The following is a 14,584-nucleotide window of genomic DNA, read 5'->3' on the forward strand; positions in this document are numbered from 1 at the left end:
TTCAGCCCCCTGACAACGTCGTCATGGGGCATCTGTGAAGGTTAAACGTCCCCTCTTTTACCTGCCAAAATTCAGGCTGAAAATATCATTTTTAGTTATGTTTTTATCACTGGCCTACGATTTTTTCTGATTTCCCCTACACTTAACACTGATACCTTGTCAGGGGTTTCCCTTTGTCTGTATTGATTTACGCGAGATAACGCTATGGAATTAAAGGATTATTACGCCATCATGGGCGTGAAACCGACGGACGATCTCAAGACAATCAAGACCGCCTATCGTCGACTGGCCCGCAAATACCATCCTGATGTCAGCAAAGAGCCCGATGCCGAAGCCCGCTTCAAAGAGGTTGCTGAAGCCTGGGAAGTGCTAAGTGATGAACAGCGTCGCGCTGAATATGATCAGATGTGGCAGCATCGCAACGATCCGCAATTCAACCGCCAGTTCCAGCATGGCGACGGTCAGAGTTTCAATGCCGAAGATTTTGACGATATCTTCTCGTCAATTTTCGGTCAACATGCCCGCCAGAGCCGTCAACGCCCCGCCACACGTGGCCACGATATTGAAATTGAAGTTGCGGTATTCCTGGAAGAAACGCTTACTGAGCACAAACGTACCATCAGCTATAACCTGCCGGTTTATAACGCCTTTGGCATGATCGAACAGGAAATCCCGAAAACGCTGAATGTGAAGATCCCGGCGGGTGTCGGCAATGGTCAACGTATCCGCCTGAAAGGCCAGGGGACGCCAGGCGAAAACGGTGGTCCAAATGGCGACCTGTGGCTGGTGATTCATATAGCCCCGCATCCGTTGTTTGATATTGTCGGTCAGGATCTGGAAATTGTGGTGCCGGTTAGCCCGTGGGAAGCGGCTCTGGGTAGCAAAGTCACTGTACCAACGCTGAAAGAAAGCATTTTGTTGACCATTCCGCCAGGCAGTCAGGCCGGGCAACGATTGCGCATTAAAGGCAAAGGTCTGGTAAGCAAAAAACAGACTGGTGACTTGTATGCTGTGCTGAAAATCGTCATGCCGCCGAAACCGGATGAAAATACTGCCGCGCTGTGGCAACAACTGGCAGACGCCCAGTCGTCTTTTGATCCACGTAAAGATTGGGGGAAAGCATAATGGCTCATGTTACGGTGACTTTTACCATTACCGAGTTTTGCCTGCATACCGGCATTTCTGAAGAGGAGTTGAATGAAATTGTCGGTTTGGGGGTGGTTGAACCGAGAGAGATCCAGGAAACAACCTGGGTATTTGATGACCATGCCGCCATTGTGGTGCAACGCGCGGTACGTCTACGTCAGGAACTGGCGCTGGACTGGCCGGGGATCGCGGTGGCGCTAACGTTAATGGATGATATTGCACATCTGAAACAGGAAAACCGCCTGCTACGCCAGCGGCTTTCCCGGTTTGTGGCTCACCCGTGAGTGTGGCTGCCGGAACTGGCTGCCGGATGCGACGCTTAACGCGTCTTATCAGGCCTACAAAAATCACCCTTTCCGTAGGCCGGATAAGGCATTCACGCCGCATCCGGCAGCTATGCCATAATGCCTGATGCGACGCTTAACGCGTCTTATCAGGCCTACCTATCGGCATTATCTCTATTGGTTATCGCAAGCAATAACTGGCTTAGTGCCGCGTAAAAACCAAAGCTGTCATACTGATGGCAACACACAGCAAACTCTGGTAACCATTGCCGCAGCGACATCAGTGTTTTTTGCCGCAGATTGTCAACTTCCTGTGCAGGTACAATCCCCTCTCCCCGGGCAAAATGCAGATGACTTAACAACTCAAGAAAAATCGCCAGATGATCTGCCGGTTCGTTGAAATTGCCACTGGTGTCCATCCCTGCCTCAGCCAGTAAGCCTTTGATCACATGTGGGTCCTGCTGATACGCCGATGCATACGGCAGTGCCGCCTGCTTGTCAGTCATCAAAAACAGGCTGCAAAAGTCAGCGGCCAGTTCCAGACGGGCATCGTCACGTACCGTCAAGGCGGCGATTTTAGCTTCCAGTTCGTTCACCGACGCAGTCAGCGGCGGCTCGCGTTTCAGCAAAGAAAACCATTCAGCCATCTGTGCACTGGCGATTTGCGTCAGTTGTTCATCGTCCAGTTCACGGGAGAACAACTGCGCCAGCCAGGCGTAGATACAGGCATTCTGTTCCACCGTTAGTGAAGTCATGATTTCACCTGCGGTGCCGGAACATATTCGCACTGTGCCACCATCTCAATCGGACCGCTAAACGCCGTTACCTTCTCTATTGGACCGGTGAATTTTTCAATTTCCACAATGGTCGTGTGTGAGCTGGTGGCCTGCGCCAGTTGCGAAGTCCCGATGTCGGGCGTTAGCACATTAGGGTTACCGTATTTACACAGCGCATTGAGCTCACCGCCTTTATCCGGATCATACCAGGCGCCTTCATGGATCCGGATCACGCCTGGTGCATAGAGATCAGAAACCACCGCGCCCACCAGAACCTGCCCCCGATCGTTAAAGACACGCACCACATCACCGTTAGCAATCCCGCGCGCACGGGCATCCTGCGGGCTGATATATACCGGCTCTTTGCCCGCTACGCTGTAATGCTGACGCAGTGTTTCGGATTCACACAGTTGCGAGTGGACGCGATAATCGGGATGCACCGATTGCAGATGCAGTGGATATTTCTGCGAACCTGGTCCACCGTGGGAACGTTCAATTTTCTCAAACCACATTGGATGCCCCTGACAATCGTCATAGTGCATGTCGGCGATAGTTTGCGAGTAGATCTCAATCAACCCGCTCGGCGTCCCCAGCGGTTCGAGGTCGGGATCTTCGCGGAATGCCTGATGACGCACGAACATCTGCGGATGGTCATAGACCACGTATTCTTTACTGTTCCACAACTCATCAAAGGTCGGTAAATGGATGCCGAGTCCTTTGGCCTGCTGGAGCGCGTCCTGCCAGATGCGCTTGAGCCAACCCATCTCATCCAGCCCTTCAGTAAAGGCTTCCTCACGGTCAAAGCGGCGGCATAACTCGCGGAAAATATCAAAGTCGTTGCGCGCCTCAAATTGCGGCTGCACCACCTGTTTAGTGGTGATAAGCCCATGGCTGGCATAGTCACCAAACTGGTCGAGATCGTTACGCTCAAACTGGGTGGTTGCGGGTAATACAATGTCGGAAAAGCGGCAACTGGAGGTCCACTGGTTATCAATGGAAATCACCGTCTCCAACTTACGCCAGCCTTCGATTATGCGGTTGATCTGCTGATGGCGGTGGAACGGATTGGTCCCGGCGAAAACACACATTTTCAGCGGCGGCAACTTAACTGTTTTGCCGTCCCAGTTGATCTCTTTCCCCGGTTCCAGAATGGCGTCGATATAACGGGCCGTTGGGATGGTGCTGCTGTAACCTTTGTAATCGTTGTTGTTATGAACTGGCGGAATTTTCGTGGCACCGGGAAAACCGCTCAGGATAATCCCTTTACGGCCTGGCACGCCTGAGCCGCTGCTGTGCCAACTAAAACCAAAACCGCCACCTGGCAGGCCAATCTGCCCGAGCATTGCCGCCAGCACCACAATCATCCATGACCACTGCTCGCCGTGCTGCATACGTTGGGCGCACCAGCCAGCCATAATTTGCGTTCTTGTGCCCGCCATTTTCCGCGCCAGCGTGCGGATCGTTTCGGCGTCAATGCCACACAGTTTTTCTGCCCAGACGGCATCCTTCGGCTGGCCGTCTTTCTCACCCAGCAAATACGGCAGAAATTGCTCGAAACCGACGCAATAATCAGCAATGAATTGTTTGTCGTACAGATTTTCGCTGTACAGGGTATGGGCCATCGCCAGTTGTAGCGGTACATCGGTTTGCGGGTTAACAATAATATGTTTAACGTGCTCACGCCCCAGATATTCATGCGTTGAACTGACCACCGGGTCGATGCTGATAACTTCGATTTCGCCCGCCACCACCTTTTCTTTCAGTTGCTCGTAATATTCATAAACATCGTGAGACGGGCAGCGGAAATTAACCTGCTGATTCTTCACCAAATCGGTGCCCCACATGACGATGATTTTACTGTTTTGCAACACTAACGGCCAGGAGGTTTGCTGTTCGTAAACTTCCATTGATCCCACCACCCGCGGCAGGATCACCTGCGCTGCCCCGGTGGAATAGTCACCGCCGGTACTCACTTTATTGCCATGTAGTGCGATGGCTTTCGACAGCATTCCCCCGGCGCTATGAAATTTACCTGATGATTGCCCGCCGCTGGCGGTCAGTAACGCACTGGGGCCATAGGTTTTTTGCACCCGTTCCAGTTCTTCATAGAACATGTCCAGGGCTTCATCCCAACTGACGCGGACAAAACGGTTATCACCGCGTTGAGTGGTGTCACTTAGATGGCGCTTACGCAGCCAGTCGACTCGCACCATCGGATAGCGAATACGCGCCGGATTGTGGACGTGATCCGGCAGCCCGGCGATAATTTTCGTCGGGTACTTATCCAGTTCAAACGGTTTCACCGCCACAAAGCGCCCGTCTTTCACCGTCGCGCGAATGGCGCCAAACCGCGAACCGGTCAGGATACCCTCTTTCGACGTAACAGCTTGCGCTGCGTTAACGCGGCGTGGAGTTAACAGCGATGGCCCCAGCATCCCTGCCAGCGTTAAGCCGCCAAGCTGGGTAAGAAAGCGTCGACGTGATGCCTGAAAAATGTCTTTATTTTTCATTATTTTCCTTCCTTATCGCTGTGAGACTTCCCTGCGGTATCCGACGCATGCATTTGCAGATATTTCAGCATGGTGCGTTCTTCCCGTTTATCCAGGCTGGTAAAACCAATCATGCCGTTGATTTGGCCGATCCAACCGTTGGCGTCGTAATGGGTCGTTGCTGACGCGCCGTGACACTGTTTACAGGCACTGCTGTACAGCGTATCGCCATAGGCCCAGATTGGTTTGATGTCGTCGACCATATCGCCCTTCTTCAACCATGCGGTGGCCTGCATCTTACTCCACTCGGTTTTGGTGTCAGCAACGGTGGTTTTCTCCAGCATTTTCGCCTGCTGCTGGATATCGCCGCGAATGGAAGCGACAAAAATCCGTTTGCCGGGCAACTCGGTCAGAACCCGTTGAGTTCCAGCGCTTTCCGTCCAGCCGATGATAGCCACCTGCAACCAGTCGCCGTCACGTTTAAGCACTTTCACTTCAGAGGCTGGCAGCAGTGAACCCGTCGCTTCTTTATCATCCTTTGCTGCATAAAGCGGCTTTATATCTATAGAATAAAGGATGTCTTTATCATCTCTGCCGCTGGCGCGTAGCTCTTCGAACTGTTTACGCGAGCCGCTGCTCATATCCGGCAGCTGGTGGGCAATGCCTTTATGGCAGTCGATACAGGTCTGATTATCTTTCGCTGCGGCGGCCATTTGACGTGCGGCTTCCGGATGCTGCTTTGCATGATCCATCGCGTCGTAGTTATGGCAGGAACGGCAGGTCGCTGAATTGTTCTCTTTCATCCGCGCCCATTCGCGCTCGGCGAGTTCTGCGCGTTTAGCGTTGAATTTCTCAGGGGTATCGATGGAGTGACCAATAACGGTCTGATACACCTCATTACTCGCTTCCAGTTTCCGCTTCAGCATTCCCGGTAAATCTGACGGGACGTGGCAGTCATGACACTCGGCGCGTACGCCGGAAGCATTCTGGAAATGCGCCGACTTTTTATATTCTTCATACACCGGCGTCATACTGTGGCAACTGACGCAAAACTCAGTGCTGCTGGTGGCCTTGATCCCGAAGTGAGGTAACACAATCAAGGCAATACCGATCACGATCCCCATCAGCACCAGCGCTAACACCGACCAACGCGCACTTGGCCGACGCAGCGCACTCCATAGTCGTCTCATAATAACTCCTGTAAAAATATAATTTGGCAACTGTGATCTTAATAAGCAAATATGAATAGCGGCACTCGTCAGGATGAATGGCTTATGACAGCATATGAATGGATATGAACAGGAAGATCGGGAAAGCAGGGATGTCACACCATATTGTCATTGTTGAAGATGAGCCTGTGACGCAGGCACGTTTGCAAAGCTACTTCATCCAGGAAGGGTATCTCGTGTCGGTCACGGCAAGCGGCGACGGACTACGGGAAATTATGGAAAACCAGCCTGTTGATCTCATTTTGCTGGATATTAACCTGCCCGATGAAAACGGCTTAATGCTCACCCGAGCCCTGCGCGAACGCTCAACGGTGGGGATTATTCTGGTGACCGGGCGCAGCGATCCTATTGATCGAATTGTCGGGCTTGAGATGGGCGCCGATGATTATGTCATCAAACCGCTGGAGCTGCGTGAACTCGTGGTACGGGTAAAAAATCTGCTCTGGCGTATCGATCTGGCCCGTCAGGCCAACGCTCTCTCTCAGGATAACTGCTATCGTTTTGCCGGATATTGTCTGAATATCTCACGCCACACGTTGGATCAGGACGACCGACCTATCAAACTCACCCGCGCGGAATACGAAATGCTGGTGGCCTTTGTCACTAATCCTGGCGAGATCCTCAGCCGCGAACGACTGCTGCGTATGCTCTCCGCCCGGCGGGTAGAAAACCCCGATTTGCGCACTGTGGACGTACTGATCCGCCGTTTGCGTCATAAACTCAGCGCCAACCTGTTAGTTACGCAGCATGGCGAAGGGTATTTCTTAGCCGCTGATGTCTATTAATCCACCGATTCAGGTAATGTGGTGCACCAAGGATGATTTTCACTCTGGCCAAAAGATTGTGGATGGCGTTTGCCCTGATGGCATTGCTGACTCTGGTAAGTATCTTTGTAGGTTGGTATAACCTGCGCGTTTTAACTCAAAGCGCTCAGACCAATACTCTGGCCCTGATCCCAACCATGAATATGGCCCGTCAGTTGAGTGAGGCCAGCGCGTGGGAACTCTTTACCGCCCAAAATCTGAACAACACGGATAGCGCAGAGATGTGGCAATCCCAGGGGAGAACGTTATCGGCGCAGAAGCTGAAAATTGACTCCCTGTTGCAGGGGCTGCGCGAGAAAGGGTTTGAAACGATAGCTATTGAACGGCAAGCCTATGAGATTGACCACTCGCTACGTCAACAGGGCGATCTGGTCGGTCAGCGGCTGAAACTCCACGATCAACAGCAACAACTCAGCCAGCAAATCGTCGCCGCGGCCGGAGAAATCGCCAACATCGCGCAATCCCAGACCCATTACATAGCCATCGCCACCGCATCACCGCAGTCTGGCCCGCAAAGTGTGTTTGGCTACAATCATAACAGGTCGGCGGAGAGCGCCGTCGAACAGTGGGTTGCTGGCGATCGTGAGTACGTCAGGCAGATGCACGAAATGCGCTTTAGCGCTCTGCAAATACAGCATTTCGTTATGAAACTGGAGCTGGAGGAGAGTGAAAAAAATAAGAACAGGCTGCCTGTTCAATTGAAAAACGCACTTAACAGGGTACAGCTTCAACAAAGACGTATTAAAGCTCCGCCGGTTCGCGCGCAGGCGGAAAAGGCACTGGAGACAGTACAACGATATGTCGAGTTACTGGCGCTCTACCAACGAGAAAAAGCACTCAATACTCACCTGCAGACGCTGACGCAAAATAATATTGTGCAGTTTGCACAGTTCAGCAACGAAGTTAATCAGTTGGTCGCAACCATTGAGCAGCGTAATCGGGCTGGACTTACACATCTGGAAAGCGCCAGTGAACATGTACGGTTTAACCTGCTACTGCTGGGCGTCGTTTCACTTTGCTCATTGATTCTGATCCTCTGGCGCGTGGTTTATCGCTCAGTCACGCGTCCACTTGCCGAACAAACGCAGGCTCTGCAACGGCTGCTGGACGGTGATATCGACTCCCCTTTCCCGGAAACCGCTGGCGTGCGGGAGCTGGACACCATCGGGCGGCTGATGGATGCTTTTCGCAGCAGTGTTCATGCGCTTAATCGCCACCGCGAACAGCTGGCGGCGCAGGTCAAAGCGCGTACAGCTGAATTGCAGGAACTGGTGATAGAACACCGACAGGCACGGGCGGAAGCAGAAAAAGCCAGCCAGGCAAAATCTGCGTTTCTGGCTGCGATGAGCCATGAGATCCGCACTCCGCTGTACGGAATTCTCGGCACCGCGCAGTTGCTGGCAGATAACCCGGCGCTTAACGCCCAGCGTGATGATTTGCGGGCGATTACTGACTCTGGCGAATCATTACTGACCATCCTCAACGATATTCTCGATTATTCGGCTATCGAAGCTGGTGGCAAGAATGTTTCGGTCAGCGATGAACCCTTTGAACCGCGCCCACTGCTGGAAAGTACCCTGCAATTAATGAGCGGACGAGTGAAAGGTCGCCCGATTCGCCTGGCAACAGCAATTGCCGACGATGTACCGACTGCGTTAATGGGCGATCCGCGACGTATTCGTCAGGTTATAACCAACCTGTTGAGCAACGCCCTGCGTTTCACCGACGAAGGGCACATTATCCTGCGTAGTCGCACTGATGGCGAACAATGGCTGGTCGAAGTGGAAGACAGCGGCTGTGGTATTGATCCCGCGAAACTGGCTGATATCTTTCAGCCGTTTGTTCAGGTGAGCGGTAAACGCGGCGGCACCGGGCTGGGGTTGACTATCAGTAGCCGTCTGGCCCAGGCGATGGGCGGCGAACTGTACGCCACAAGCACGCTGGAGGTTGGAAGCTGTTTTTGTTTACGCTTGCCGTTACGAGTTGCCACGGCCCCCGTGCCAAAAACAGTCAATCAGGCGGTGCGTCTGGACGGTTTACGATTACTGTTGATTGAAGATAACCCGCTAACGCAGCGTATTACCATCGAGATACTTAACACCAGTGGCGCTCAGGTCGCGGCCGTAGGAAATGCCGCGCAGGCTTTAGAGACGCTGCAAAATAGTGAACCGTTTGCTGCCGCGCTGGTGGATTTTGATCTGCCGGATATCGACGGCATTACACTTGCCCGGCAACTTTCGCTGCAATATCCGTCGCTGGTTTTGATTGGCTTTAGCGCCCATGTCATCGACGAAACGCTGCGCCAGCGTACCAGTTCGCTATTTCGCGGAATTATCCCTAAACCGGTGTCGCGTGAAGTGCTTGGTCAGTTACTGGCTCACTATCTGCACCTGCAAACACATAACCATCAACCGCTGGATGTATCGCAACTCAATGAAGATGCGCAGTTAATGGGGGTGACGAAAATCCACGAATGGCTGGCATTATTTAAACAACATGCCCTGCCCCTTCTCGATGAAATGGACACAGCCCGCGCCAGTCACGACAGCGACAAAATCAAACGTGCCGCGCATCAGTTGAAAAGCAGCTGCGCCAGTCTGGGCATGCGCAGTGCCTGTCAGTTGTGCGGACAACTTGAGCTGGAACCATTAACCGCGGCCCTGCCGCGTGAAGAAATTACGCGTAGCATCGCGGCCCTGGAACAGTGGCTGAATAAGAAAGCCCCGAACCCGATGTGAATCAATATCATCCCGTTGAGAAAACTTAGAATAGTGGCATTTGGTATGCAACTTAACGGGCGGGCAAAATCATGGCAGAGAAAAAAAGAATCCGCTGGCAGCGACGGCCAGGCACGACGGGCGGTAAATTACCGTGGAATGACTGGCGCAATGCCACGACCTGGCGTAAAGCGACGCAATTATTACTGTTGGCAATCAATATTTATATTGCCGTCACCTTTTGGTACTGGGTGCGCTATTACGAAACGGCAGGTAATACGGCATTTGTTGCCAGACCGGGGGGCATTGAAGGTTGGCTGCCGATTGCTGGTCTGATGAATCTGAAATACAGCCTTGCAACAAGTCAGTTACCTTCCGTGCACGCCGCCGCGATGCTGTTATTGGTCGCTTTTATCATTATCAGCTTACTGCTGAAAAAAGCCTTTTGTTCGTGGCTATGCCCTGTTGGTACGCTCTCTGAATTAATTGGCGATCTCGGGAAAAAACTGTTTGGTCGACAATTCGCCCCTCCCCGCTGGCTGGATATTCCTCTACGCGCGGTGAAATATTTGCTATTAAGCTTTTTTCTTTATATCGCGTTATTCATGCCCGCCCAGGCTATTCACTATTTTATGCTATCGCCTTATAGCGTGGTGATGGACGTTAAAATGCTCGATTTCTTTCGCCATATGGGGAAAGCGACATTAATCAGCGTGACGGTTTTGCTGATTGCCAGCCTGTTTATTCGCCATGCCTGGTGTCGTTATCTCTGCCCATATGGTGCGCTGATGGGACTGGTTTCGCTATTATCGCCGTTTAAGATTCGTCGCAATGCCGAAAGCTGTATCGACTGCGGTAAATGTGCGAAAAATTGCCCATCACGGATCCCAGTCGATAAATTAATTCAGGTCAGAACGGTGGAATGTACCGGTTGTATGACCTGCGTGGAGTCATGCCCGGTGGCCTCAACATTGACCTTTTCGCTGCAAAAACCTGCGGCAAATAAAAAGGTCTTTGCCTTGTCTGGCTGGCTCATGGCGCTACTGGTATTGGGAATTATGTTCGCGGTGATTGCTTATGCGATGTATGCGGGAGTATGGCAGAGCCCGGTGACAGAGGAGTTGTACCGACGCTTAATTCCACAAGCGCCAATGATTGGTCACTAAATTAGCAACAAGCGGAACATCACCTCGCACGGGGTGATGTTCACAAAATCACATTATTTTGATTTTGACATCATAACTTTCAAGCCCGGTCATTTTCTCCCGCGCGGTGAAGCGAATTTCAGAGACTTCTTTCCCTGTGTTCTTGTTAAATTCGGCGATTTTTTGCGCGATAAAATCTGAGATTTCCGTTTCGGCTTGTTTTTTTAGCTCTTCAATATTCACTGTTAACCTCTTCTGGTCTTAAAAGACAGCAACACGCCAGTAAGGTGTTGGTTCCCGGTACCTGGTCAGGCAAGAAATGTTATAAGCCATCTCCCTGAAAGATTCAATAATCAACAGGTTATCGCTTATTATACATACAGAATTGAGGAAAAATAAGCCAGATATAAAAAAGGCTCCACGAGGGAGCCTGATATTATTTGGTGAAATCCAGTGGTGTCTGGTCAGTGCGTATTTGCAATGCGATGTTATCAAAGGTGATCATCATCGATTTACAGAAAATACACTTTGCACCTAAAGGGTTTCGCTCCGTCACATCGAATGCCGATGTGCGGTACTGTGAACCATGACAACATGGACAGCGGAAATGGAGATGCTGAGTAATAGCGGCAACCTTAGAGCGTAACAACGTTCGCTGCCGAGGGACCACGTTGCCCCTGCTCAATAGAAAATTCGACTTTCTGATTTTCGTTCAGCGTGCGGAATTCATTGCTCTGGATGGCGGTGAAATGGACGAAAACGTCCTTGCTGCCATCATCAGGAGTGATAAAGCCGAAACCTTTATCTGCGTTAAACCATTTTACTAAACCAGTCATTTTATTAGACATATTATTACTTCCTTCATTTTGGGCCTTTCGGCAAACAGGGCTTTAATACAGAAACTACTTAGTGTTCAGGAGAGAGACTCAAAAGAAGGGGATAATGCCTGATAATGAGAACTGCTTTAGTAAACTACTTTGTATGATGTCTGTCTTTCAAACCGACGCAGCTATTAACGCATGATAAATAAGATTAAGCAAACTTTATTTTGGCCGTCCAGCGGTCTTAAATAAAACTGGCTTTATTTTATTTAGACCGTATAGTGCAGCGCAGATTTATCAGTAAGGAATTTGTTTGTCCCGTAAAATGACAGGAATTGTCAAAACCTTTGATCGCAAAAGCGGCAAAGGATTCATCATCCCCTCCGACGGTCGTAAAGAAGTCCAGGTCCATATTTCCGCATTCACCCCCCGCGACGCAGAAGTGCTCACCCCAGGGTTACGCGTGGAATTTTGCCGCGTCAATGGCCTGCGTGGCCCCTCAGCGGCAAATGTTTATTTGTCCTGATGGAGAGTGCATGCCGGAATGCGTGCTTCATTCACGATTTGCGTAAAACCAGCCAACGAACACATACCCTGCGCGTTTCTTTCGCCACACTCAGCCAACGTTAACGCCACTTCGCCTGGCGGAGTTTTTAGCGACAACGGAGTTTTGTCACGCATCTGCTGTAGGGTCTGGAATACCAGCGATACCTGAATCCACTGGCTGTTATCACTAAGTCGCCGCCAACGTTCAAAAACCAGTTCGCCCCCCGGTGGGGTATTATCCGGCTGGCCTGGTAGCGTCCAGTTAAGCTCTAGCGCGCCCCCCAGATTCGCCAGATTAGTGTCGTGTCCGGCAATAAATAGCAGTGAAGTGGGTAATGTCACGCCATAAACCTGTTGTTGCGTGTTATTTGGCGTCAGCGCCGTCAGCACTAAATCCAGCAACGGCGTGGCACGACTACGGGCAACATCTGGTGTCCGTTGCAGCAAATAAAACTGCGCGTTATGCAGACTTAGCAAGGTGTTCCACTGGTGTGAATCAGTAATTCGTCCCCAGCCAGGCTCCGGCATTCCCTGTGCCTGTTGCAGGAGAAATATCTCCGTCAGCATTGAAGCCAGGCTTGCCGCACCGGTCAGGGATACATTGTCATCACTCACTTTGAGTTCGGACGGCAATGCCTGAGTCAACGTACAACTTTCGTCCTGATTGTCTCGTTTAAGGCACAGATTTGATTGCTGGAAATTGAGAACCTGCTCCAGTTCGCGAAATGCGGTTTGCCGATGCTCGGTAAACTCCGCTATCGATCCCCCTGCTCTACTGAGAATAGTCGCGGTAACGTTCGGCTTATCCAGTTGGCAAACGCCAGTTTTAAGGGGATTAAACAGGGGATCGGGCCGGGAAGTATCTGGCTGGGTATGTACTGTAATCGTACAGTTGGGTGCCAGCCCGGCAGCAAAGGCTTCACCTGTTTTACGCGTACGTTCATCGACATCCGCAATAATCGCAACCTGATCAGGTTTCGGGCAGCCATTTTTTGCCAGTAAACCGTCAGCGACCAGGCGTTGGCGTTGATAATGCCCAAGATAAGTGACCAGTTCGCCGCCACGCGGGGTCAACCAGCCCAATTTCACCGGCCACTCAGGCCATGTGTCTGGAGTGACATCCTGCATGAGTGGCGTGGCTTTGGTGGCCGCACGCACGCCATGGCGGCTGACAATCACCACCCGCTCCAGCTTCAGTTCCGGCTCACTCTGAGCGAATGCAGGTGGCGAGGTTAACGGAATCAGAAGAGATAAAAATGGGATCAAAATCGCTTTCATCGATATGTTTCCGTTTTTCATATCCGACATGACTGCCTGATGCGACGCGTCGTATCAGGCCTAAGTTCGTTGTACGCCAGTCATCCCTTCAGACGCGGATCCAGCCATACCAACACGACGGTAGAAAGCGAACACATCAACAAAATGCCGACGAACCACAATAGATACCACATTGTTCATGCTCCTTAGTACAGCTCATGATCGTGACGGCGCAGCGTTTCAGTCGTCATACGACCCCACATTTTGTAGTAGCTCCATAGAGTGTAGAGCAACACTATTGGCAAAAATATCAGTACAATTACTAACATAATGCTAAGTGTCAGTTGGCTGGAGGTACTGTCCCACACGGTCAGGCTGGATATCGGACTGATACTCGAAGGCATAACAAAGGGAAATAACGTAATGCCAGCGGTGAAAATCACACCAAATTGCATCAACGACGCCATCAGAAATCCCCAACCGGGGCGGCCACGATAAATTGCCATCGACGTCAGTAACGGGCAGAAGAAACCGAGCAGTGGGAAGATCCACAAGACTGGCGATTCGATGAAGTTATTCATCCAGGCGCCTGGCAGTACCGTCACCATTTTCATCAGTGGATTGGACGGACCGTTGACATCCTGAGCGAGTAACACAAAGCCATCAATACCGACCCACAGCCAGTATCCCGCCAGCAGGAAGCAGAGCATCACCAACAGCGCGGCGCGTTTGGTCGCCAGTTGTGAACGCAGATGAATAGCGCCAACGGTTTTCAGCTGCAACCAGACGCCCCCTTGCAAAATCACCATACCCAGACTGAGCAAGCCGCACAGCAAAGGGAATGGCGTCAGCAACTGCCAGAAGCTACCGAGATACTCCACGCGTAATTGTGGTGTGAAGCTAAACGGCACGCCAAGTAACAAGTTACCAAACGCAATACCAAAGACCACAGGCGGGACCAGACTACCAATGACCAGACCGGCATCCCACATTTTGCGCCAGCGGGCATCCGCTATTTTGCCGCGATAATCAAAAGCTAACGGGCGGAAGAACAGCGAGCACAGCACCAGGATCATCGCCACATAAAAGCCAGAAAACGCCGCTGCGTAGACTCTGGGCCAGGCGGCAAATAATGCCCCACCTGCGAGGATCAGCCAGACCTGGTTACCCTCCCAGTGAGCGCCAACGCTGTTGATCACTATCCGGCGTTCATCATCGTCACGCGCCACCAGTGGCAGCAGACAACCGATCCCCATATCAAATCCGTCGGTGACCATAAAGACCACCAGGATGACGCCCATCAGCAGCCACCAGATGAACCGTAATGTTTCATAATCAAACATGACTCTC

General features: G+C 51.6%; 15 protein-coding genes and 1 pseudogene. 6 read left to right on the forward strand and 10 right to left on the reverse strand.

The window, feature by feature from the left end:
* Nucleotides 1–204: 204 nt before the first annotated feature.
* Together cbpA and cbpM are read left to right on the forward strand one after the other, a co-directional pair.
* A complete protein-coding gene (gene cbpA, locus FEK50_RS21080) occupies nucleotides 205–1,125 on the forward strand; it encodes a curved DNA-binding protein (RefSeq protein ID WP_130205426.1) in 921 nt (306 codons plus the stop codon).
* Nucleotides 1,125–1,430 (forward strand): chaperone modulator CbpM, encoded by a 306-nt coding sequence (cbpM, locus tag FEK50_RS21085; RefSeq protein ID WP_130205424.1) that lies wholly within the window; start codon nucleotides 1,125–1,127, stop codon nucleotides 1,428–1,430. Before cbpA ends, cbpM begins: the two co-directional genes overlap by 1 nt.
* 155 nt (nucleotides 1,431–1,585) lie before the next feature.
* Here cbpM and torD read toward each other — a convergent pair whose 3' ends face one another.
* From torD to torC, 3 genes are read right to left on the reverse strand one after another with little or no spacing between them, the layout of a single operon-like run.
* A complete protein-coding gene (gene torD, locus FEK50_RS21090; protein WP_131162302.1) occupies nucleotides 1,586–2,185 on the reverse strand; it encodes a molecular chaperone TorD in 600 nt (199 codons plus the stop codon).
* On the reverse strand, nucleotides 2,182–4,716 hold the full coding sequence (gene torA, locus FEK50_RS21095) for a trimethylamine-N-oxide reductase TorA (RefSeq protein ID WP_131162303.1): 2,535 nt from the start codon (nucleotides 4,714–4,716) through the stop codon (nucleotides 2,182–2,184). Before torA ends, torD begins: the two co-directional genes overlap by 4 nt.
* A complete protein-coding gene (gene torC / locus FEK50_RS21100) occupies nucleotides 4,716–5,885 on the reverse strand; it encodes a pentaheme c-type cytochrome TorC (protein WP_130205418.1) in 1,170 nt (389 codons plus the stop codon). The genes torA and torC overlap by 1 nt, the downstream gene beginning before the upstream one ends.
* 131 nt (nucleotides 5,886–6,016) lie before the next feature.
* On the opposite strand from torC, the gene torR reads away from it, so the two are divergent.
* From torR to FEK50_RS21115, 3 genes are all read left to right on the forward strand, one after another.
* Nucleotides 6,017–6,709: a two-component system response regulator TorR gene (gene torR, locus FEK50_RS21105; protein ID WP_130205416.1), complete on the forward strand. Its 693-nt coding sequence runs from the start codon at nucleotides 6,017–6,019 to the stop codon at nucleotides 6,707–6,709.
* A 32-nt stretch (nucleotides 6,710–6,741) separates the two neighbouring features.
* Nucleotides 6,742–9,486, forward strand: a complete 2,745-nt coding sequence (torS, locus tag FEK50_RS21110) for a TMAO reductase system sensor histidine kinase/response regulator TorS (protein ID WP_131162304.1) — start codon at nucleotides 6,742–6,744, stop codon at nucleotides 9,484–9,486.
* A 71-nt stretch (nucleotides 9,487–9,557) separates the two neighbouring features.
* Complete coding sequence (locus FEK50_RS21115) at nucleotides 9,558–10,631, forward strand: 4Fe-4S binding protein (RefSeq protein ID WP_131162305.1); 1,074 nt, start codon at nucleotides 9,558–9,560, stop codon at nucleotides 10,629–10,631.
* A 48-nt stretch (nucleotides 10,632–10,679) separates the two neighbouring features.
* On the opposite strand, the gene FEK50_RS21120 is transcribed toward FEK50_RS21115, so the two are convergent.
* The 4 genes and pseudogenes from FEK50_RS21120 to cspG form a co-directional block, all read right to left on the reverse strand.
* The gene (locus tag FEK50_RS21120; RefSeq protein ID WP_130205410.1) at nucleotides 10,680–10,853 is read right to left on the reverse strand and encodes an addiction module toxin, GnsA/GnsB family; all 174 of its coding nucleotides are present in this window, start codon (nucleotides 10,851–10,853) and stop codon (nucleotides 10,680–10,682) included.
* Nucleotides 10,843–11,078: pseudogene (locus tag FEK50_RS21125) on the reverse strand (cold-shock protein). Before FEK50_RS21125 ends, FEK50_RS21120 begins: the two are co-directional and overlap by 11 nt.
* Nucleotides 11,047–11,235, reverse strand: coding sequence for a cold-shock protein (locus FEK50_RS21130; RefSeq protein ID WP_130205730.1), 189 nt, complete (start codon nucleotides 11,233–11,235; stop codon nucleotides 11,047–11,049). The pseudogene FEK50_RS21125 and the gene FEK50_RS21130 overlap by 32 nt, the downstream one beginning before the upstream one ends.
* Nucleotides 11,236–11,245: 10 nt before the next feature.
* Entirely contained in the window at nucleotides 11,246–11,458 is a 213-nt protein-coding gene (gene cspG / locus FEK50_RS21135) for a cold shock protein CspG (protein WP_000066493.1), read from the reverse strand.
* A 286-nt stretch (nucleotides 11,459–11,744) separates the two neighbouring features.
* On the opposite strand from cspG, the gene cspH reads away from it, so the two are divergent.
* Nucleotides 11,745–11,957: a cold shock-like protein CspH gene (cspH, locus tag FEK50_RS21140; protein WP_130205408.1), complete on the forward strand. Its 213-nt coding sequence runs from the start codon at nucleotides 11,745–11,747 to the stop codon at nucleotides 11,955–11,957.
* On the opposite strand, the gene FEK50_RS21145 is transcribed toward cspH, so the two are convergent.
* The 3 genes from FEK50_RS21145 to appB form a co-directional block, all read right to left on the reverse strand.
* Nucleotides 11,945–13,255 (reverse strand): AppA family phytase/histidine-type acid phosphatase, encoded by a 1,311-nt coding sequence (locus tag FEK50_RS21145; protein WP_131162306.1) that lies wholly within the window; start codon nucleotides 13,253–13,255, stop codon nucleotides 11,945–11,947. The genes cspH and FEK50_RS21145 overlap by 13 nt on opposite strands.
* Before the next feature lie 80 nt (nucleotides 13,256–13,335).
* Nucleotides 13,336–13,428, reverse strand: coding sequence for a cytochrome bd-II oxidase subunit CbdX (gene cbdX, locus FEK50_RS21150; protein ID WP_032161491.1), 93 nt, complete (start codon nucleotides 13,426–13,428; stop codon nucleotides 13,336–13,338).
* 12 nt (nucleotides 13,429–13,440) lie between these two features.
* Nucleotides 13,441–14,577 carry a cytochrome d ubiquinol oxidase subunit II gene (appB, locus tag FEK50_RS21155; RefSeq protein ID WP_131162307.1) on the reverse strand — a complete coding sequence of 379 codons (1,137 nt, stop codon included), beginning with the start codon at nucleotides 14,575–14,577 and terminating at the stop codon, nucleotides 13,441–13,443.
* Between the last annotated feature and the right edge of the window lie 7 nt (nucleotides 14,578–14,584).

It is taken from the genome of Escherichia sp. E2586, from assembly GCF_005781105.1.
GTDB lineage: Bacteria > Pseudomonadota > Gammaproteobacteria > Enterobacterales > Enterobacteriaceae > Escherichia.